17 protein-coding genes and 1 pseudogene are annotated in these 18,796 nt (G+C 63.2%); all 18 read left to right on the plus strand.

The window, feature by feature from the left end; translation table 11 throughout:
- A pseudogene (locus tag GPS82_RS04850) lies at positions 1 to 140 on the plus strand (cell division/cell wall cluster transcriptional repressor MraZ); the annotation flags it as partial.
- A 9-nt stretch (positions 141 to 149) separates the two neighbouring features.
- Positions 150 to 1,124, plus strand: a complete 975-nt coding sequence (gene rsmH, locus GPS82_RS04855; RefSeq protein WP_296491621.1) for a 16S rRNA (cytosine(1402)-N(4))-methyltransferase RsmH — start codon at positions 150 to 152, stop codon at positions 1,122 to 1,124.
- Positions 1,121 to 1,456 carry a cell division protein FtsL gene (ftsL, locus tag GPS82_RS04860; RefSeq protein WP_296491625.1) on the plus strand — a complete coding sequence of 112 codons (336 nt, stop codon included), beginning with the start codon at positions 1,121 to 1,123 and terminating at the stop codon, positions 1,454 to 1,456. The genes rsmH and ftsL overlap by 4 nt, the downstream gene beginning before the upstream one ends.
- On the plus strand, positions 1,453 to 3,186 hold the full coding sequence (locus GPS82_RS04865; RefSeq protein ID WP_296491627.1) for a penicillin-binding protein 2: 1,734 nt from the start codon (positions 1,453 to 1,455) through the stop codon (positions 3,184 to 3,186). The genes ftsL and GPS82_RS04865 overlap by 4 nt, the downstream gene beginning before the upstream one ends.
- Complete coding sequence (locus GPS82_RS04870; protein WP_296491629.1) at positions 3,186 to 4,706, plus strand: UDP-N-acetylmuramoyl-L-alanyl-D-glutamate--2,6-diaminopimelate ligase; 1,521 nt, start codon at positions 3,186 to 3,188, stop codon at positions 4,704 to 4,706. Before GPS82_RS04865 ends, GPS82_RS04870 begins: the two co-directional genes overlap by 1 nt.
- A gap of 5 nt (positions 4,707 to 4,711) precedes the next feature.
- Positions 4,712 to 6,145, plus strand: a complete 1,434-nt coding sequence (gene murF, locus GPS82_RS04875) for a UDP-N-acetylmuramoyl-tripeptide--D-alanyl-D-alanine ligase (RefSeq protein ID WP_296491689.1) — start codon at positions 4,712 to 4,714, stop codon at positions 6,143 to 6,145.
- Positions 6,139 to 7,317 (plus strand): phospho-N-acetylmuramoyl-pentapeptide-transferase, encoded by a 1,179-nt coding sequence (gene mraY / locus GPS82_RS04880; RefSeq protein ID WP_296491632.1) that lies wholly within the window; start codon positions 6,139 to 6,141, stop codon positions 7,315 to 7,317. Before murF ends, mraY begins: the two co-directional genes overlap by 7 nt.
- Before the next feature lie 2 nt (positions 7,318 to 7,319).
- A complete protein-coding gene (gene murD, locus GPS82_RS04885; RefSeq protein WP_296491635.1) occupies positions 7,320 to 8,867 on the plus strand; it encodes a UDP-N-acetylmuramoyl-L-alanine--D-glutamate ligase in 1,548 nt (515 codons plus the stop codon).
- 26 nt (positions 8,868 to 8,893) lie between these two features.
- The gene (gene ftsW / locus GPS82_RS04890) at positions 8,894 to 10,129 is read left to right on the plus strand and encodes a putative lipid II flippase FtsW (protein ID WP_296491690.1); all 1,236 of its coding nucleotides are present in this window, start codon (positions 8,894 to 8,896) and stop codon (positions 10,127 to 10,129) included.
- Complete coding sequence (gene murG, locus GPS82_RS04895) at positions 10,126 to 11,220, plus strand: undecaprenyldiphospho-muramoylpentapeptide beta-N-acetylglucosaminyltransferase (RefSeq protein WP_296491638.1); 1,095 nt, start codon at positions 10,126 to 10,128, stop codon at positions 11,218 to 11,220. Before ftsW ends, murG begins: the two co-directional genes overlap by 4 nt.
- Positions 11,217 to 12,659 carry a UDP-N-acetylmuramate--L-alanine ligase gene (gene murC, locus GPS82_RS04900; RefSeq protein ID WP_296491639.1) on the plus strand — a complete coding sequence of 481 codons (1,443 nt, stop codon included), beginning with the start codon at positions 11,217 to 11,219 and terminating at the stop codon, positions 12,657 to 12,659. Before murG ends, murC begins: the two co-directional genes overlap by 4 nt.
- Positions 12,656 to 13,603: a D-alanine--D-alanine ligase gene (locus tag GPS82_RS04905; protein WP_296491641.1), complete on the plus strand. Its 948-nt coding sequence runs from the start codon at positions 12,656 to 12,658 to the stop codon at positions 13,601 to 13,603. The genes murC and GPS82_RS04905 overlap by 4 nt, the downstream gene beginning before the upstream one ends.
- Positions 13,600 to 14,403, plus strand: a complete 804-nt coding sequence (locus GPS82_RS04910) for a cell division protein FtsQ/DivIB (protein WP_296491643.1) — start codon at positions 13,600 to 13,602, stop codon at positions 14,401 to 14,403. Before GPS82_RS04905 ends, GPS82_RS04910 begins: the two co-directional genes overlap by 4 nt.
- Before the next feature lie 4 nt (positions 14,404 to 14,407).
- Positions 14,408 to 15,637, plus strand: a complete 1,230-nt coding sequence (gene ftsA / locus GPS82_RS04915; protein ID WP_296491646.1) for a cell division protein FtsA — start codon at positions 14,408 to 14,410, stop codon at positions 15,635 to 15,637.
- A gap of 141 nt (positions 15,638 to 15,778) precedes the next feature.
- Positions 15,779 to 17,032: a cell division protein FtsZ gene (gene ftsZ, locus GPS82_RS04920; RefSeq protein WP_296491649.1), complete on the plus strand. Its 1,254-nt coding sequence runs from the start codon at positions 15,779 to 15,781 to the stop codon at positions 17,030 to 17,032.
- 235 nt (positions 17,033 to 17,267) lie between these two features.
- Entirely contained in the window at positions 17,268 to 17,627 is a 360-nt protein-coding gene (locus GPS82_RS04925) for a hypothetical protein (RefSeq protein WP_296491651.1), read from the plus strand.
- A 30-nt stretch (positions 17,628 to 17,657) separates the two neighbouring features.
- Positions 17,658 to 18,581 (plus strand): UDP-3-O-acyl-N-acetylglucosamine deacetylase, encoded by a 924-nt coding sequence (gene lpxC, locus GPS82_RS04930; protein ID WP_296491653.1) that lies wholly within the window; start codon positions 17,658 to 17,660, stop codon positions 18,579 to 18,581.
- A gap of 12 nt (positions 18,582 to 18,593) precedes the next feature.
- Positions 18,594 to 18,770: a hypothetical protein gene (locus GPS82_RS04935; protein WP_296491655.1), complete on the plus strand. Its 177-nt coding sequence runs from the start codon at positions 18,594 to 18,596 to the stop codon at positions 18,768 to 18,770.
- The last annotated feature ends 26 nt before the right edge of the window (positions 18,771 to 18,796 follow it).

The following is an 18,796-nucleotide window of genomic DNA, read 5'->3' on the forward strand; positions in this document are numbered from 1 at the left end:
CGGCCGGCATCAGCAAGGAGTCGGTGTTGCTGGGCATGGGCAGTTTTTTTGAGCTGTGGGACAAAGCCACTTACGACGCCCAGGAAGCCAAGGAAATGCAGGGCGTCATGCCCGATGTCTTCAAGGACTTCTCTTTCTGAAGGCCCACGGTGGAAACTCCATGGACACACACCACCGTTTTACTGAGCGAAGCAGTCGATGCCTTGCTTGGTGCAACTGAGGCTGCGGGTCAAGCGACCGAGCCGCCGCATGTGAGTGCGGCACCGGTGTTTGTTGACGCCACGTTTGGTCGGGGCGGCCACAGCCGCCTGATCTTGTCGCGGCTGCCGGCCGGTGCCCGCTTGATTGCGTTCGACAAAGACACTGACGCCCTGGCCGAGGCTGCCACCATTGCAGACCCACGGTTTTCCATTCGGCACTTGGGTTTCAGCCATTTGGGTGAGTTGCCAGCCGCCAGCGTGGCAGGTGTGCTGCTTGACCTGGGCATCAGCTCGCCGCAGGTGGACAACCCGGCGCGGGGTTTCAGTTTCAGATCAGAAGGTCCCCTGGACATGCGCATGGACACCACGCGCGGCATGAGCGTGGCCGAGTGGCTGGCGGATGCCGAGGTGGACAAAATTACGGAGGTCATACGTGACTATGGCGAAGAACGGTTTGCTGGGCCCATTGCAAAGGCGATTGTTGCGCGCCGACAGGCGAGGGGCCCTATTTCAACCACCACTGAACTGGCCAGAGTCGTGGCTGACACGGTCAAAACCCGCGAGCCGGGCAAGGACCCTGCAACGCGCACATTTCAGGCTTTTCGGATTTTCATCAATGCCGAGCTTGAGGAACTGCAACAGGCGCTAGACGCCTCGCTCAAGGTGCTCCAGCCCGGCGGGCGGCTGGTGGTGATCAGCTTTCACTCATTGGAAGACCGCATCACCAAGCAGTTTCTGGCAAAACATTCGCGCGAGGTATTTGACCGCCGGGCCCCGTTTGCGGCGCCCCGGCTGATGCAATTCAAGCTGGTCGCACGCATCAAGCCTGGCGCCGCAGAGGTTGCCGCCAACCCGCGCTCGCGCAGCGCCATCATGCGCGTGGCCGAGCGCCTTGGCTCTCTCGCCCTGGAGCAGCACGCATGATGCGGCTCAACTTGGTGCTGCTGCTGGGCGTGCTGCTCAGCGCCTTGTATTTGGTGAATGTGCAATACGAGTCGCGTCGGCTTTACTCCCAGATGGACCGGGCGCAGTCACAGGCGCAGCGGCTGGCGGCAGAAAACGAGCGTCTGCAGGTCGAAAAGCGGGCCCAGGCCACCTCGGCCCGCGTTGAACAGCTGGCCAAATCGAAATTGCAGATGCGTGCTGCCACTCCGGCGGTCACCACGTACGTGACTTACGCGGCGGGTGCAGACGCAGCCGCGGTCAGCACTTCAACGGATCGCCCTGCCAGCGCGGTCGATGGGCGTCAACCATGAGCCGCGGCATTACCTACACCTTAAGCCCCTTGCTGGTCAGCCCCACGCCGGTGTGGCGCAGCAAGTTCATTGTGGCGGCGATTGCCCTGGCTTTTGCCGGGTTGGTCGGGCGGGCGGTCTATATCCAGGTGATTGAAAACGAATTTTTCCAGCGGCAGGGCGAGGTGCGCTTTGCCCGTACCCTGGCGCTGCCGGCCAGTCGTGGCCGCATCCTGGACCGCAATGGCATCGTGCTGGCATCGAGCATCCCGGTGCCCAGCATTTGGGCCATTCCGGAGGATGTGCCGCGCGATCCCGAGAGCCTGAAAAAGCTGGCCAAGCTGCTTGAGATGCCGCTGGCAGAGCTCAACAAAAAACTGCAAGACGAAGACAAGACTTTTGTCTGGCTCAAGCGCCAGGTGGATGAGTCGGTGGGCAACGATATTGCGGCGCTGGGCCTCAAGGGCATCTACCAGCGCAAGGAATACAAGCGCCAATACCCCGAGGGGGAAGCCGCTGCCCATGTGGTGGGCTTCACCAATGTGGAAGACCAGGGACAGGAGGGAATGGAACTGGCGTTTAACCAGGCGCTGGGTGGGCGCAATGGTTCCCGGCGCGTCATCAAGGACCGCATGGGCCGGGTGGTGGAAGACGTGCGCGAGCAAATTGCGCCGGTCGATGGTCGCGACCTGCAACTCAGCATCGACAGCAAGGTGCAGTTCTTTGCTTATCAGACACTCAAGGAGGCGGTGCTGCAGCACAAGGCCAAAGCCGGCAGCGTGGTGGTGCTGGATGTGCAAACCGGTGAAGTGCTGGCGCTGGCCAACTACCCCAGTTTTGTGCCCGACAAGCGCCGCAACCTGAGTGGAGCCCAGTTGCGCAACCGGGCCTTGACCGACACCTTCGAGCCAGGCTCCACGATGAAGCCTTTTGTCATCGCCACGGCGCTGAACCAGGGCATGGTGACGCCTGACAGCAAAATCCAGACCGCCCCGGGACGCATGAACATTGGCAATGCCACCATCAGCGATTCCCATCCGCAAGGCCTCATGAGCGTGACTGAAGTGATCCAGAAGTCGAGCAACGTCGGCACTGTCAAGATCGCCATGCAGATGCCGCCCCGGAAGATGTGGGAGATGTACAGCCAGATTGGCTTTGGTCAAAAGCCGGTGTTGCCGTTCCCGGGTGCCGTGAGCGGGCGCCTGCGGCCCTACAAGAGCTGGCGTCCGATTGAGCAGGCCACCATGAGTTACGGCTACGGGGTTTCGGTGAGCCTGTTTCAGCTGGCCCACGCCTACACCATCTTTGGCCGGAATGGCGACCTGGTGCCGGTGACCATGTTCAAGATGGACGCGCCTTCTGTGGGCGTGCCGGTTATCGCGGCCCGCCATGCCCATGATGTGCGCCAGATGCTACATCTGGTGACCGTTCCGGGCGGCACGGCGCAGAAAGCACAGACCATGGGTTATTCGGTGGGAGGCAAGACCGGCACCGCGCACAAGTTGGAGGGCAAGGGCTACAACACCAGAAAATACATTGGCATCTTTGCCGGTCTGGCCCCCATCGACGCGCCCCGCATTGCGGTGGCGGTCATGATTGACGAGCCCAGCAACGGGAAGTATTACGGCGGCGAGACCGCCGCTCCGGTGTTCAGCCAGACGGTGCAGCAAACCCTGCGCGTGCTGGGCATTGCCCCCGACTTGACCGTGGTTCCGCAGGTCATCTCCGACGCGGTGGAAGAAAGCTTCTGATGCTGCAGCAACTGTCCACCCCGCAACAAGCTGCCGACTGGTTGCGCGCGCGCATCACCGGCACACTGCGCACTGACAGCCGCCAGGTCCAGTCCGGCGATGGCTTTTTGGCCTGGCCCGGTGCCGCCGTTGATGCGCGCGCCCACGTGGCTGCGGCCTTGACTGCGGGCGCTGCGGCTTGCCTGGTGGAGCAGGACGGTGCGCAGGCATTTGCCTTGAGTGATGCGCGTATTGCCAGCTACCAGGGTTTGAAGGCGGACAGTGGCCGGGTGGCCGATATCTGGTTTGGTGCGCCGAGTGAGCGCCTGTCGGTGCTGGCTGTGACCGGCACCAACGGCAAGACCTCTACCACCTGGTGGCTGGCGCAGGCGTTGTCGAATTTGATGCAGGCGCAAGCTGTTCCCTGCGGTGTGGTTGGAACCCTGGGTGTGGGCGTTCCGCCACAACTGGTGAGCACGGGTTTGACGACCCCCGACCCGGTTGCGCTGCAGGCGGCATTTGCCGAATTTGTCAGGCAGGGTTTGCGCGCCTGCGCCATTGAAGCCTCTTCAATCGGCATTGAGGAGCAGCGGCTGGCGGGCACCCGGATACACACGGCGGTGCTGACCAACGTGACGCAGGACCATCTGGATTACCACGGCGACATGGCCACTTACTGGCGCGCCAAGGCTCGCCTGTTTGCCTGGCCAGCCCTGCGCGCTGCCGTGGTCAATGTGGATGACCCTTACGGGGCAGAACTGGCCGGGAAATTGTCAGCCAGCCCCCTTGACTTGTGGACCTTGTCAATCGCCCCCGGCGCAACCAATCGGGCCCGTTTGCAGGCTCGGAACATTCGTTATGGAGCCCAAGGTGTGGCGTTTGACGTGCACGAAGGAACGCAACAACTGCCTTTGCAGACCCAACTCATTGGCGCCTTTAACGTGAGCAACCTGCTCGGCGTCATCGCGGCCATGCGCACCCTGGGTGTTGCGCTGGCTGATGCGGTGCAAGCCTGTGTGGATTTGCAGCCGGTGCCAGGGCGCATGGAGTGTCTCAGCGCGCCGGGTCAACCGCTGGTGGCGGTCGATTACGCCCACACGCCTGATGCGCTGGCCAAGGCGCTCACTGCCCTGCGTCCCCAGGCACAGGCGCGGGGTGGCCGCTTGTGGTGTATTTTTGGCTGCGGCGGCAGCCGCGACAGCGCCAAGCGCCCGCTGATGGGCGCCATTGCCGCGGCCCATGCCGACCGTGTGGTGGTCACCAGCGACAACCCGCGCGCCGAGGCCATGGACACCATCATCAGCCAGATTCTGCTGGGCCTGACAGGCGTGGCCGACGTGCAGGTGGAGCCTGACCGGGCCCGCGCCATCGCCCGGACCCTGGCGCAGGCAGGACCCTTGGATGTGGTCTTGCTGGCCGGCAAGGGCCATGAGGACTATCAGGAAATTGCGGGTGAGCGCCTGCCTTTTTCTGATATCGAACACGTCAAAAGAGCTTTTGCGCAATGTGTCCAACCTCCAGCACTGGAGCAAACCGCATGAGCGCCATGATGACCCTGCAGCAAGCCGCCACCTGGCTGGAGCAGCCGCAATGGGCTGGTTGCAGGCCGGAAACCGCCGCTGTGGCGATTCAACGGGTGCATACCGACACGCGCACGCTGGCACCCGGCGACCTGTTTGTGGCACTGCACGGCGAGCGCTTCGATGGCAATGACTTCTTGCAGGAAGCGCGCGCCAAGGGTGCGGTGGCGGCGATCTGCCAGGGGGAGGTAGCCCTTGAGAAACTGCACCAGGCCGGTTTGCCGGGTCTGGTGGTGCCAGATGCCAGGCAGGCGCTGGCTCAACTCGCCACGCACTGGCGCGCGCAATTCGGCCTGCCGCTGATCGCTGTCACCGGCTCCAACGGCAAAACCACGGTGACGCAGATGATCGCCAGCATCCTGCGCGCCCATGCGCCCGAGGCCTGGCTGGCCACGCAAGGCAATTTGAACAACGACATTGGCGTGCCCCTGACGGTGTTGGGCTTGCGCGCGCACCACCGGATTGCCGTGGTCGAGCTTGGCATGAACCACCCCGGCGAAATCGCCGCCTTGGCCGCCATTGCCCAGCCCACGGTGGCGCTGGTCAACAATGCCCAGCGCGAACACTTGGAGTTCATGGCCACCGTGGAGGCCGTGGCGCAGGAAAACGGCGCGGTGATCGACGCGCTGTCTGCCGCAGGCGTGGCGGTGTTCCCGGCTGATGACGACTTCAGCGCGCTTTGGGCAGACAAAGCCGGCGCGCGTGCCCGTCTGTGTTTTGGTCAGCCTGGGTCGACTGAAGTCGACCCAGCAAAATATGTGCAGGCGACGCAGGCAGACTGGTCTGTTGCGGCCTGGCAGGTCAGCGCCATGACACCGCAAGGCGGATTGCATTACGCGCTGCACATTGCCGGTGCCCACAACGTCAAGAATTCGCTCGCCGCCGTGGCCTGCGCGCTGGCCGCCGGTGTGCCGCTGGCCGCCATTGCCGCCGGGCTGGAGGCCTTCGAGCCGGTCAAGGGCCGCTCGCGGGCGCTGCTGGTGCGCTGCGGCGGGCATGACATCACGCTGGTTGACGATACCTACAACGCCAACCCTGACTCGGTGCGCGCCGCCATCGAGGTGCTGGCAGCGCTGCCCGGGCCGCGCTTGCTGGTGCTGGGCGATATGGGTGAAGTGGGCAACCAGGGGCCGCAGTTTCATGCCGAGGCCCTGCAACTGGCGCAGCTACAGCAGATCGAAAAAATCATCGTCACTGGAGCGGCATGCTCCCAAGCCGCTGCGCCGCTGGCGGGCATTGAGGTGCATGCGCAGATGGTGGATCTGCAGACGGCTGTTCTGGCTGCGCTGCCCACGGTGGCCAGCGTGCTGGTCAAGGGCTCGCGCTTCATGAAGATGGAGCGGGTGGTTGAAGCCGTCGTGCAGGCCACAACACAAGACAAGGAGTCCGCCACATGCTGATCTGGCTCACCCAATGGCTGCAAACGCTGTCGCCCGAACTGGGATTTTTGCGGGTGTTCCAGTACCAGACATTTCGCGCCGTGATGGCCGCCATGACGGCACTGCTGATGGGCCTGGCTGCCGGACCGTATGTGATCCGACGCCTGGCCGAACTCAAAATTGGCCAGCCGATTCGCGGCTACGGCATGGACACGCACCATGTCAAAAGCGGCACCCCGACCATGGGCGGGGTGCTGATTTTGCTGTGCATTGCGATCTCGACGTTGCTCTGGTTTGACTGGAGCAACCGGTTCGTGTGGATCGTGCTGCTGGTCACCCTGGGCTTTGGTGCCATCGGCTGGTCGGACGATTGGCGCAAGGTGGTCAACAAAGACCCCGAGGGCATGCCCTCACTCGAGAAATACCTGTGGCAGTCGCTGATCGGGCTGCTGGCGGCGCTGTACCTGGTGTTCAGCATTTCAGAGAACACCAACTACCGCGTGCTGGAGTTGTTTTTTACCTGGGTCCAGTCCGGCTTTGACTTGAGCCTGCCGCCCAAGGCCGGTCTCATGGTGCCGTTTTTCAAGGAAATCAGCTACCCGCTGGGCGTGCTGGGTTTTGTCCTGCTGTCCTATCTGGTGATTGTGGGCTCCAGCAACGCCGTGAACCTGACTGACGGCCTCGACGGGCTGGCCATCATGCCGGTGGTGATGGTGGGAACCTGCCTGGGCATCTTTGCCTATGTGACCGGCAACGTGGTGTTTTCCCGCTATCTGTTTTTTCCGCACATCGCCGGTGCTGGGGAGTTGATGATCTTTTGTGCCGCGATGGCCGGCGCCGGGCTGGCATTTTTGTGGTTCAACACGCATCCGGCGCAGGTCTTCATGGGCGATGTGGGCGCGCTGGCGCTGGGTGCCGCCCTGGGCACCATCGCCGTGATCGTGCGCCAGGAGATTGTGCTGGCGATCATGGGCGGCATCTTTGTGGTGGAGGCCCTGTCGGTGATGATGCAGGTGGTGTATTTCAAATACACCAAGAAGCGTTTTGGCCAAGGCCGACGCATCCTGAAGATGGCCCCGCTGCACCACCATTTTGAAAAAAGCGGCTGGAAAGAAACCCAGGTGGTGGTGCGTTTCTGGATCATCACCATGCTCTTGTGCCTGGTCGGCCTGTCCACCCTGAAGTTGCGCTGAACATGACAACCCTGCAACATCACCATGTGCTGATCCTGGGCCTGGGCGCGTCCGGTCTGGCGATGGCGCGCTGGTGCGTCCGCAGTGGTGCCCGGGTGACGGTGGCAGACACGCGCGCCGCACCGCCGCAGTTGGCCGCGCTGCAACGCGACGTGCCGGGCGCGCGGTTTGTAAGCGGCGCGTTCGAGGCTGGCCTGCTGCAGGACGGCACCACGGCGGTGTTCAAGAGCCCCGGGCTGAGTCCGGCTGACATTGCGACGCTTGCCGAGGCTGCCAGCGCCATGGGCATCAGGGTCGGCGGCGAGTTGACCTTGTTTTCGCAAGCGCTGGCTGAGCTCAAGTCCGGCCGCGACTATGCTCCCAAGGTGCTGGCCATCACCGGCACCAACGGCAAGACCACGGTGACTTCGCTCACCGGTCAGCTGGTTGAGCGGGCTGGCAAAAGCGTGGCGGTGGCGGGCAATATCGGCCCGACCCTGCTCGACACACTGATGGCACGACTGGACGCCGAGGCGCTGCCCGAGGTCTGGGTGCTGGAGCTGTCAAGCTTTCAGCTGGAAGGTGAGCAAAGTTTTGAGCCCACCGCCGCTGCCGTGCTCAATATCAGCCAGGACCACCTGGACTGGCATGGCTCGATGGCCGCCTATGTGCAGGCCAAAACTGCCGTGTTTGGCAGGCAAGGCCTGATGGTCTTGAATCGCGATGATGCAACGGTGATGCAAATGTTGAGCGCCGACAGGCCGCCCCCGGGGGCCATAAAAGCCACGCCGTCGCGCCAGAAATTGCACAAGCCCCAGCCGCGCGAGCACGTCACTTTTGGTGGCGGCATGCCACAGCGCCCCGGCGATTTTGGCATTGAGACGGTGAACGGCATGGCCTGGCTGGTGCGCGCGCTGGAGGCTGACGAAACCATCAAGCCACGCAAGGGCGAGGCGGCCGAGCTTTTCATCCAGCGCCTGATGCCCGCCGATGCGCTGCGCATTCGCGGTCGTCACAACGCCACCAATGCCCTCTCCAGCCTGGCGCTGGCCTGTGCTGCCGGCTGTGCGCTCGGCCCCATGCTGTACGGCTTGCGCGAGTACCTGGGCGAGCCGCACCGGGTGCAGCCGGTCGGCACGGTCAACGGGGTGGAGTATTTTGATGACAGCAAGGGCACCAATGTGGGTGCCACTGTGGCGGCGCTGCAGGGTCTGGGGCCCGAGCGCAAAGTGGTGGTGATTCTGGGTGGCGAAGGAAAGGGGCAGGACTTCAGCCCGCTGGCCGATCCGGTGCGTCGCTATGCCCGCGCCGTCGTGCTGATCGGGCGCGATGCCGCACTGATCCGCGCGGCGCTGACCGACGCGCAGGTGCCGCTGCTGGACGCGACGTCCATGGCCGACGCCGTGTGCCAGGCCGGCGCGCAAGCCCGGGCCGGTGATGCCGTGCTGATGTCGCCGGCCTGTGCCAGTTTTGACATGTTTGACAACTACGAGCACCGCGCCCGGCTGTTTGTGCAGGCAGTGCAGGCGCTGGCCGTGGACGCCGGTGTGATGTTGGAGGCGGGCTTGTGAGCGCGCTCGCCACCCGTTTCAGTGGTCTGCTGGGTTGGCTGGGGCGCGCCCGCACGCCGGTGGCCGATGTGCTGCCGGTGCGCCTGGGCGGATCCCGCTTGTCTTCGACGGGTATCACGCCTTCGCGTGCCCAGGGTTTTGATCAGCCGATGGTGTGGGTCACGGTGGCGCTGTTGCTGTGGGGGCTGGTGATGGTGTATTCGGCCTCGATCGCCATGCCTGAAAACCCGCGCTTTGCCAGATATACCCACACCTACTTCTTGGTGCGCCACGCCATGTGGCTGGTGATCGCCCTGGCGGTGGCCTTGCTTGCCTACCAAGTGCCGGTGGCGACGTGGGAAAAGTCTGCCCGTCCCTTGTTTGTTTTTTCGCTGTTGTTGCTGGTGCTGGTGCTGATTCCCCAGGTGGGCAAAGTGGTGTACGGTGCGCGGCGCTGGATCAGCATCGGGCCGCTGAGCTTTCAGCCGTCCGAGCTGGCCAAGTTCACCGTGCTGCTTTATGCGGCGGATTACATGGTGCGCAAGATGGAGGTCAAGGAGCGCTTCTTCCGCGCCGTGCTGCCCATGGGTGCGGCTGTCGCGGTGGTCGGCGTGCTGCTGCTGGCCGAGCCGGACATGGGCGCCTTCATGGTGATCGCCGTGATAGCGATGGGCATCTTGTTTTTGGGTGGCGTCAATGCCCGCATGTTCTTCCTGATCGCCACGGTGCTGGTGGTGGCTTTTGGCTTGATGATTGCCGCCAGTGAATGGCGGCGGGAGCGCATCTTTGCCTACCTCGACCCCTGGAGTGAGCAAAATGCGCTGGCCAAGGGCTACCAGCTCACCCACGCGCTGATCGCCATTGGCCGCGGTGAAATCTTTGGCGTGGGCCTGGGCGGCAGCGTTGAAAAGCTCAATTGGCTGCCCGAGGCGCACACCGACTTTTTGCTGGCAGTGATTGGCGAAGAGTTCGGCCTGGTTGGCGTGGTCACCGTGATCTGCCTGTTCTTCTGGCTGGTGCGCCGCATGATGTACATCGGCCGCCAGGCGATTGCGCTGGAGCGGGTGTTTGCCGGGCTGGTGGCGCAGGGCGTGGCAATCTGGATGGGATTTCAGGCCTTCATCAACATGGGTGTGAACCTGGGCGCGCTGCCCACCAAGGGGCTGACCTTGCCGCTGATGAGTTACGGCGGCTCCGCCATTTTGGTCAACCTGATCGCCGTTGCCGTGGTGCTGCGCATCGACCAGGAAAACAGAGCCCTCATGCAGGGAGGCCGCGTATGAGCCCAGCGCCTGCACGCCAACGCACGGCCTTGGTCATGGCCGGTGGCACCGGCGGCCATATCTTTCCGGGGCTGGCCGTGGCGCACGCCCTGCGCGACAAAGGCTGGCGCGTGCACTGGTTCGGTGGCACCGGCAGCGCCGGACATCCCAGCATGGAAAGCCAGTTGGTGCCGCCACAGGGTTTTGCCTTTGAGTCCATCGACTTTGGCGGCGTGCGCGGCAAGGGCCCGTTGACCGTGGCACTGCTGCCCCTGCGCCTGCTCAAGGCATTCTGGCAGAGCATTCAGGTGCTGCGCCGCGTCAAGCCCGACGTGGTGCTGGGGCTGGGCGGCTACATCAGCTTTCCGGGCGGCATGATGGGTGTGCTGCTGGGCAAGCCGCTGCTGCTGCACGAGCAAAACTCGGTGGCCGGGCTGGCCAACAAGGTGCTGGCAAGCGTGGCCGACCGGGTCTTTACTGCTTTCCCCAACGTGCTCAAGGGGGCCCGATGGGTGGGCAACCCCCTGCGTGTGGCGTTTTTGAACCAGCCTGGTCCGGCGCAGCGCTTTGCGGGTCGTGCCGGGCCGCTCAAGGTGTTGGTGGTGGGTGGCAGTCTGGGGGCCAAGGCGCTCAACGAGATTGTGCCGCGGGCGCTGGCCCTGCTGCCCGAGGCCGGGCGTCCCGAGGTGATTCACCAAAGTGGCGCCAAACAAATCGACGCGCTGCGCGCCAACTATGCCGCCGCCGGCGTCCAGTCGCAATTGACACCCTTCATCGACGACACCGCGCAGGCCTTTGCCGACGCCGATCTGGTGATCTGCCGCGCCGGCGCCAGCACCGTGACCGAGATTGCTGCGGTGGGTGCTAGCGCGCTGTTTGTGCCGTTTCCCTCGGCGGTGGATGACCACCAGACCACCAACGCCCGTTTCTTGGTGGATCAGGGCGCGGGCTGGCTGGTGCCGCAAGCCCGCCTGACACCTGAGTACCTGGCTGAACTGCTGCAAAAAATGGACCGTGCAACGCTCATGAGCAAGGCGCTGGAGGCTAAAAAAATGCAAAAACTGGACGCCACCCAAAACATCGTGGCGGCATGCGAGGAGCTTTGCCAATGAAACAGGCCATTCAACACATCCACTTTGTCGGCATTGGCGGTGTCGGCATGTCCGGCATCGCCGAGGTGCTGCTTAACCTGGGTTACACCATTTCGGGCTCGGACCAGTCCGACAGCACCACCCTGCAGCGCCTGCAGACTCTGGGCATCCAGACCTACATCGGTCACAAAGCCGGCAACGTCAGCGGTGCCGATGCGGTGGTGATCTCGACGGCGGTGCAGGCCGACAACGCCGAGGTGATCGCGGCGCGCGCCATGCACATGCCGGTGGTGCCGCGCGCGCTCATGCTGGCCGAGCTGATGCGCCTGAAGAAGGGGATCGCGATTGCCGGAACTCATGGCAAAACCACCACCACCAGCCTGGTCGCCAGCGTGCTGGCCGAGGCCGGACTCGACCCGACCTTTGTTATCGGTGGCCGCCTGAACAGTGCCGGGGCCAATGCGCGGCTTGGGCAGGGCGATTACATCGTGGTCGAAGCCGATGAGTCGGATGCCTCGTTTTTGAACCTGCTGCCGGTGATGGCGGTGGTGACCAACATCGACGCCGACCACATGGAAACCTATGGTCACAACTTTGAGAACCTGAAAAAGGCCTTCGTCGACTTCTTGCACCGCATGCCGTTTTATGGCACCGCCATTCTGTGCACTGACGATGCCGCGGTGCGCTCCATCGTGCCGCAAGTGACCTGTCCGGTCACCAGTTATGGCTTTGAGGAAGGCGCCGAAGTGCGCGCCGTGAATGTGCGCGCGGTGGAAGGCCAGATGCACTTCACCGTGCTGCGGCGCAACGGGCTGGTGCTGCCAGACCTGGAGGTGGTGCTGAACCTGCCGGGCCGCCACAACGTGCTCAATGCCTTGTCGGCCATTGCCGTGGCCGTGGAGCTTGGCATTGACGACGCCGCCTTGGTGCGCGCGCTGGCCCAGTTCAAGGGCGTGGGACGGCGCTTTCAGCGCTACGGCGAACTGCCCGTGCCTGCCGCCCATGGCGGCGGCAGCTTCACGCTGGTCGACGATTACGGCCATCACCCCGTGGAAATGGCGGCCACGCTGGCTGCTGCCCGTGGCGCCTTTCCGGGGCGTCGCCTGCTGCTGGTGTTCCAGCCGCATCGCTTCACCCGCACGCGTGACTGCTTTGATGACTTTGTCAAGATCATCGGGCAAGCCGATGCGGTGCTGCTGACCGAGGTTTATGCCGCTGGCGAAGCCCCGATCGTGGCTGCCGATGGGCGCAGTCTGGCGCGCGCGCTGCGCGTGGCCGGCCACATCGAACCGGTTTTTGTGGATGACGTCGCCGAGTTGCCACGAGCCATTGTGGACGCCACGCGCGACGGCGATGTGGTGCTGTGCATGGGCGCGGGCTCGATTGGTGCGGTGCCGGCCAAGGTGACAGGCCTGCTGCAGGAAAAACCGTTGGTTGCAATGGAAAGACAGGGGTTATGAGCGAATTTGACTTGAAAACCGAAAAAGTGGCAGTGCTCATGGGCGGCGCCTCCGCCGAGCGCGAGGTCTCTCTGATGTCGGGCAGCGGGGTTTTGCAGGCGCTGCAAAGCCTGGGCGTGAACGCGGCCAGGTTTGACCCGGCTGAGCGCGACTTGCTTGATCTGAAAAAGGACGGCTTCACGCGCTGCTTTATTGCGCTGCACGGCCGCTTCGGCGAAGACGGCACGGTGCAGGGCGCGCTGGAGCTGCTCGGCATTCCCTACACCGGCCCGGGCGTCATGGCCTCCAGCATTGCCATTGACAAGCTCATGACCAAACACATCTGGCGCGCCGACGGCCTGCCCACACCGGCCTGGAGAAAAGTGGACAGTGCCGAGGCCACCCGGGCTGCCATGGCCGAGCTGGGCTGCCCCATGATCGTCAAACCCGCGCGCGAAGGCTCCACGCTGGGCCTGACCAAGGTCTCCGCCGTTGACCAGTGCGCGGCGGCTTTTGTGCTGGCCGCCAGCATGCATGACGAGGTCTTGTGCGAGCAGTTCATTGCCGGCGACGAGGTCACCATCGCGGTGCTGGGCAGCGGCGCGCAAGCCCGTGCCTTGCCGGTGATCCGCATCGTGGCGCCAGAGGGCAATTACGACTATCAGAACAAATATTTCACCAACACAACCCAGTACCTGGTGCCCTGTGGCTTGCCCGAGGGTGAAGAAGCCAACATCCAGCAACTGGTGCTGAAAGCTTTCAGGAGCCTGGGTTGCCGCGGCTGGGCCCGCGCCGACGTGATGATCGACGCCGCCACCCGCCAGCCCTATCTGCTGGAGATCAACACCTCGCCGGGCATGACCAGCCATTCGCTGGTGCCGATGGCCGCCAAGGCGGCAGGCATCAGTTACCCGGAACTGTGCCTGCAGGTTCTTCAATCCGCCAGCCGCGACTACACCCTATGACCAGCAACGCGCCCCTGCCGCTCGACATCAGGCTCATGAACGGGCTCGCCACCGCCCTGTTCGGGGTGCTGCTGCTTATGCTGCTGGGCGCCGGGCTGGCGTATGTGCGGCAGTTGCCGTTGTTTGCCATTCGCGGGGTCACGGTGGTGGGCGACGTGTCGCATTACAACGCGATCTCGCTGCGCGCCAATGTGATGCCGCGCCTGCAGGGCACTTTCTTCACGCTTGACCTGCAGGCTGCGCGCCAGGTTTTCGAGACCATGCCCTGGGTGCGCCAGGCGGTGGTGCGGCGGGACTTTCCGAATCGCCTCAAGGTGCAATTGCAGGAGCATCAGGCAGTGGCGTATTGGGGTGTGGAGGGTGACTCGCGCCTGGTCAACACCTTTGGTGAAGTGTTTGAGGCCAACCTGGGCGAACTGGCGCAAGACGACCTGCCGCGCCTGAGCGGCCCCGAGGGCCAGAGCGCGCAGGTGCTGGCCATGCTGTACACGCTGCAGCCGCTCCTGTCGCCGCTGGACATGACGCTGGAGCAGCTTGAACTCACGCCGCGCGGTGGCTGGCGCGCGCAGCTTGACGCGGGCACCGTGCTGGAGCTTGGCACGGGCAGCACCCAGGAATTGCTGGCCCGTTTGGAGCGGTTCTTGAAGACGGTGACGCAGGCAACCTCGCGCTACAACCGCGGCGTGGAGCAACTCGCCGCAGTGGACCTGCGCCACAAGGATGGTTATGCGATTCGGCTCAACGGGGTCAGCACGGTTGAGGCCGGTGATATGAAAAAAGTAATCCAAGGTAACAGGTGACGCTATGGCAAAAGAGTACAAAGATCTGGTGGTCGGGCTTGACATTGGCACGGCCAAGGTCATGGTCGTGGTGGCCGAGGTCATGCCGGGTGGCCAGCTCAAGCTGGCTGGCCTCGGTGTGGCGCCCAGCAACGGCTTGAAGCGCGGCGTGGTGGTCAACATTGATGCCACCGTGCAAAGTATCCAGCAGGCGCTGAAAGAAGCCGAGTTGATGGCCGACTGCAAGATCCAGCGGGTTTATACCGGCATCACCGGCAGCCACATCCGCGGCATGAATTCGCACGGCATGGTGGCCATCAAGGACCGCGAGGTCTCGGCCGCCGACGTGGCGCGCGTGGTCGAAACCGCCAAGGCGATCAACATCTCGACCGACCAGCGCCTGCTGCTGGTGGAGCCGCAGGAGTTCATCATCGACGGCCAGGATGTGCGCGAGCCGATCGGCATGAGCGGCATCCGGCTGGAGGCCAAGGTGCACATCGTCACCGGCGCCCAAAGTGCCGCTGAAAACATCATCAAGTGTGTGCGCCGCTGCGGCCTGGAAGTGGAGCAGCTCATGCTCAACCCGCTGGCCAGCAGCCTGTCGGTGCTGACCGAGGACGAGCGTGAACTGGGCGTGGCGCTGGTCGACATCGGCGCCGGCACCACCGACCTGGCCATTTTTACCAACGGCGCCATCCGCCACACCGCCGTCATTCCGATCGCCGGCGACCTGATCACCAGCGACATCGCCATGGCCCTGCGCACGCCGACCAAGGACGCCGAGGAAATCAAGGTTGAAAACGGCTATGCCAAACAGTTGCTGGCCGATCCCGAGGCACAGGTGGAAGTGCCCGGCCTGGGTGACCGTGGCCCGCGCATGCTCAGCCGCCAGGCGCTGGCCGGCGTGATCGAGCCCCGCGTGGAAGAAATTTTCAGCCTGGTGCACCAGGTGATGCGCGAGTCGGGCTTTGAAGAAATGCTGTCCAGCGGCATCGTGCTCACCGGCGGCAGCTGCGTCATGCCTGGCATGGTCGAGTTGGGCGAAGACATCTTCCTGAAGCCGGTGCGCCGCGGCATTCCCAAATATACCGGCGTGCTGTCAGACATGGTGGCGCAGCCCCGTGCCGCCACTGTGATGGGCCTGCTGGAAGAAGCCCGCCTGGGGCGCCTGCGGGGTTTCAAGGTGGCGCAGAAAAACGGCTCTATGAAAACCGCATTTGGCTCGGTCAAGGACTGGATTGTGGGGAATTTCTAAGCATGGAAAACAAAATCTGGCTGTCCCGCGCAAGCCCGCACCGACGATGGCGGGGCACGGCCCCGCCCCAAGCCCCGGCAACCCCATTCAAGCAAGCTCATTTTTTATATTCTTTACCCACTGAACCCCAAGGAGAACACCATGCCCATTGAACTCATCGACGAAGAAAGCTTTAACCAAGGCACCCAGATCAAGGTGATCGGCGTTGGCGGAGGCGGCGGCAACGCGGTGGCCCACATGATTGCCAGCGCGGTCCAGGGCGTGGAATTCATCTGCGCCAACACCGATTCGCAGGCGCTCAGCACCAGCGACGCACACCTCGTCATCCAGCTCGGCAGCACCGGCCTGGGCGCGGGCAGCAAGCCCGACAAGGCGCGCGAAGCCGCCGAGGTGGCCATTGAGCACATCCGCGAAGCCATTGATGGGGCCCACATGCTGTTCATCACCGCCGGCATGGGCGGTGGCACCGGCACTGGCGCAGCCCCGGTGATTGCCCGCATTGCGCGTGAAATGGGAATTTTGACCGTGGGCGTGGTGACCAAGCCATTCGAGTTTGAGGGCAAACGCCGCATGGACAACGCCGAGAGCGGATTGGCCGAACTCGAAGCCAATGTCGATTCGCTGATCGTGGTGCTGAACGAAAAACTGCTCGACGTGCTGGGCGACGACGCCACACAGGACGAGGCTTTTGCCCATGCCAACGACGTGCTCAAAAACGCCGTGGGCGGCATTGCTGAAATCATCAATGTGCCCGGCCATGTCAACGTTGACTTTGAAGACGTGCGCACGGTGATGGGTGAGCCCGGCAAAGCCATGATGGGTACTGCCGTGGCCGCCGGTCCGGACCGCGCCCGCATCGCCGCCGAGCAGGCGGTGGCCTGCCCGCTGCTCGAGGGCATTGACCTGTCGGGCGCCAAAGGCGTGCTGGTGCTGATCTCGGCCGCCAAGGGCAGCCTGAAACTGTCCGAGTCCAAAGTGGCCATGAACACCATTCGCAACTACGCCTCGCAGGACGCGCATGTGATCTACGGCACCGCTTACGACGACAACCTGGGCGACCAGATTCGCGTCACCGTGGTGGCCACCGGCTTGAGCCGTCAGGCGCAGCGCCCGAAACTGGTGGTCACGCAAAGCCAGCCCGAAATGGGTTTGCGCACCGGCACGCACGATGTGCCGTTCAACATCCCCACCCTCAACAGCCCGGTGGGCGCGGGTCAGTCGAACAGTTCCATGGCAACCAGCAACGCCGGACGCACACAGACCGATTACGGTTCCATGGCCACCCCCAGCGTCTGGCGCAACCGCACCTCGGCCGCAGCCAAGGTCGACGCTTTGAGCAGCGGCGGCATGGACGACTTCGAGATTCCGGCGTTTTTGCGCAAACAGGCGGATTAGACTGTCCGGACGGCGCGCAGCGTGATCCGGGACATCCCTGGACTGGCAGGGATGGCATGAAAATGAGCGGATTGTTTCGTGCCTTCAAAATGATTGCACTCCAACTTGCCGCTCCAGCCGACGCGCACGGTTGCTGCGCACCGATGAGCTTTGCGTTGCGTCTCGCAGGACCACTTGCGGCGCACGCGCCTTGGAATCTCTTTGGGCACCCAACTTATCTCAGCGGAGTAAACCCTTGATATACGCACCTACAGTCATCGGAGTCGTCACTCTTCTTGCAATACTGGTGTTCTTCTGGAAGCGAAGCGGACTTGGCTCGGGTCGAAGATTTGGAAACAAAATAGCGCAACACATTGGCATCCAAAGAAGCCTGTTTTACTCAATTCTTGATCATGGAACGAGGGATACATCGCGCAAGCTGCTTGCCTCGCTGGCGAATTCGAAACTTGGCGTAGCCGAGGCAAGTGTCGAACTTGGTCCCACACTGGTCAAGGGCGTTGAGCGGCTGGAGGCGCACTTCGGTGAGCAAGAAATGGTCAACGACGCGAAACCCAAAATCATGAAACTGATTGCGAGCGCGCAGTCAAGCACGTGATGGAGCGGCTGATAAAAGTAAAATCTCCCCGTGCTTAAACAACGAACCCTCAAAACCTTGACGCGCGCCGTTGGCGTGGGGCTGCACAGCGGCCAGCGGGTGGAGATCACCCTGCGCCCGGCGCAACCTGACACCGGCATTGTGTTTCGGCGTGTCGACCTGCCCGAGCCGGTGGACATTTTGGTGTCGGCGCTGGCCGTGACCGACACGCGCATGGCCTCCACCATTTCCAACGGCAATGCCAAGGTCCTCACTGTCGAGCATCTGATGTCGGCCTGCGCCGGCCTCGGCGTGGACAACCTGTATGTGGACATCAGCGCCGAAGAGGTGCCCATACTGGACGGCTCGGCGGCGTCGTTTGTGTTTTTGCTGCAGAGCGCGGGCATTGAGTTGCAAAACGCGCCCAAGCGCTTCATCCGCCTGCTGTCGCCGGTGGAGGTGCGTCAGGGCGAGGGAGACAACATCAAATGGGCGCGCCTCGACCCTTACCACGGCTACCGGCTCAGCTTCGAGATCGACTTCAGTCACCCGGCGGTGGACTCCACCGGCCAGCGCGTGTTGTTTGACATGAGCACCGGCTCGTATTCCAAAGATATTGCGCGCGCCCGCACCTTTGGCTTTACCAAAGATGTCGAGATGATGCGTGCCAACGGCCTGGCCCTGGGCGGCGGGCTGGACAATGCCATCGTGATGGACGATTACAAGGTGCTCAATGCCGGTGGCCTGCGCTATGACGACGAGTTTGTCAAACACAAGATTCTGGACGCCATGGGCGACCTGTACCTGCTGGGCAAACCCCTGCTGGCCAGCTACAGCGCGTTCAGGTCAGGCCATGCGCTCAACAACCTGCTGTTGCGCGAACTGCTGGACCACCCCGAGGCCTGGGATGTGGTGACGTTCGAGAACGAAAAACAGGCGCCGGCTGGTTTTGCCCAACTGGCGCGCGCCTGGTAAGGGCACCTGACCATGCTGCTGTTTCGCTGGCTGGTTCTGTTGATGCTGTTGGGTGCTTTGGTATCGTTCGCGTTTTATGCGGCCACCGGAGACGCGCGTTTCAAGCGTTATGGCTGGATCATCCTGAAGTGGGCCTTGCTGTCGGCGTTCGGCTTTTTTGCCGTGCTGATTCTCGAGCGGGTGGTTTAAGTCCGCCGCTTCATCGGGCGTTCCAC

Origin of the sequence: Rhodoferax sp., assembly GCF_011391645.1 — a bacterium.
In the GTDB taxonomy this organism is placed as follows: domain Bacteria; phylum Pseudomonadota; class Gammaproteobacteria; order Burkholderiales; family Burkholderiaceae_C; genus Rhodoferax.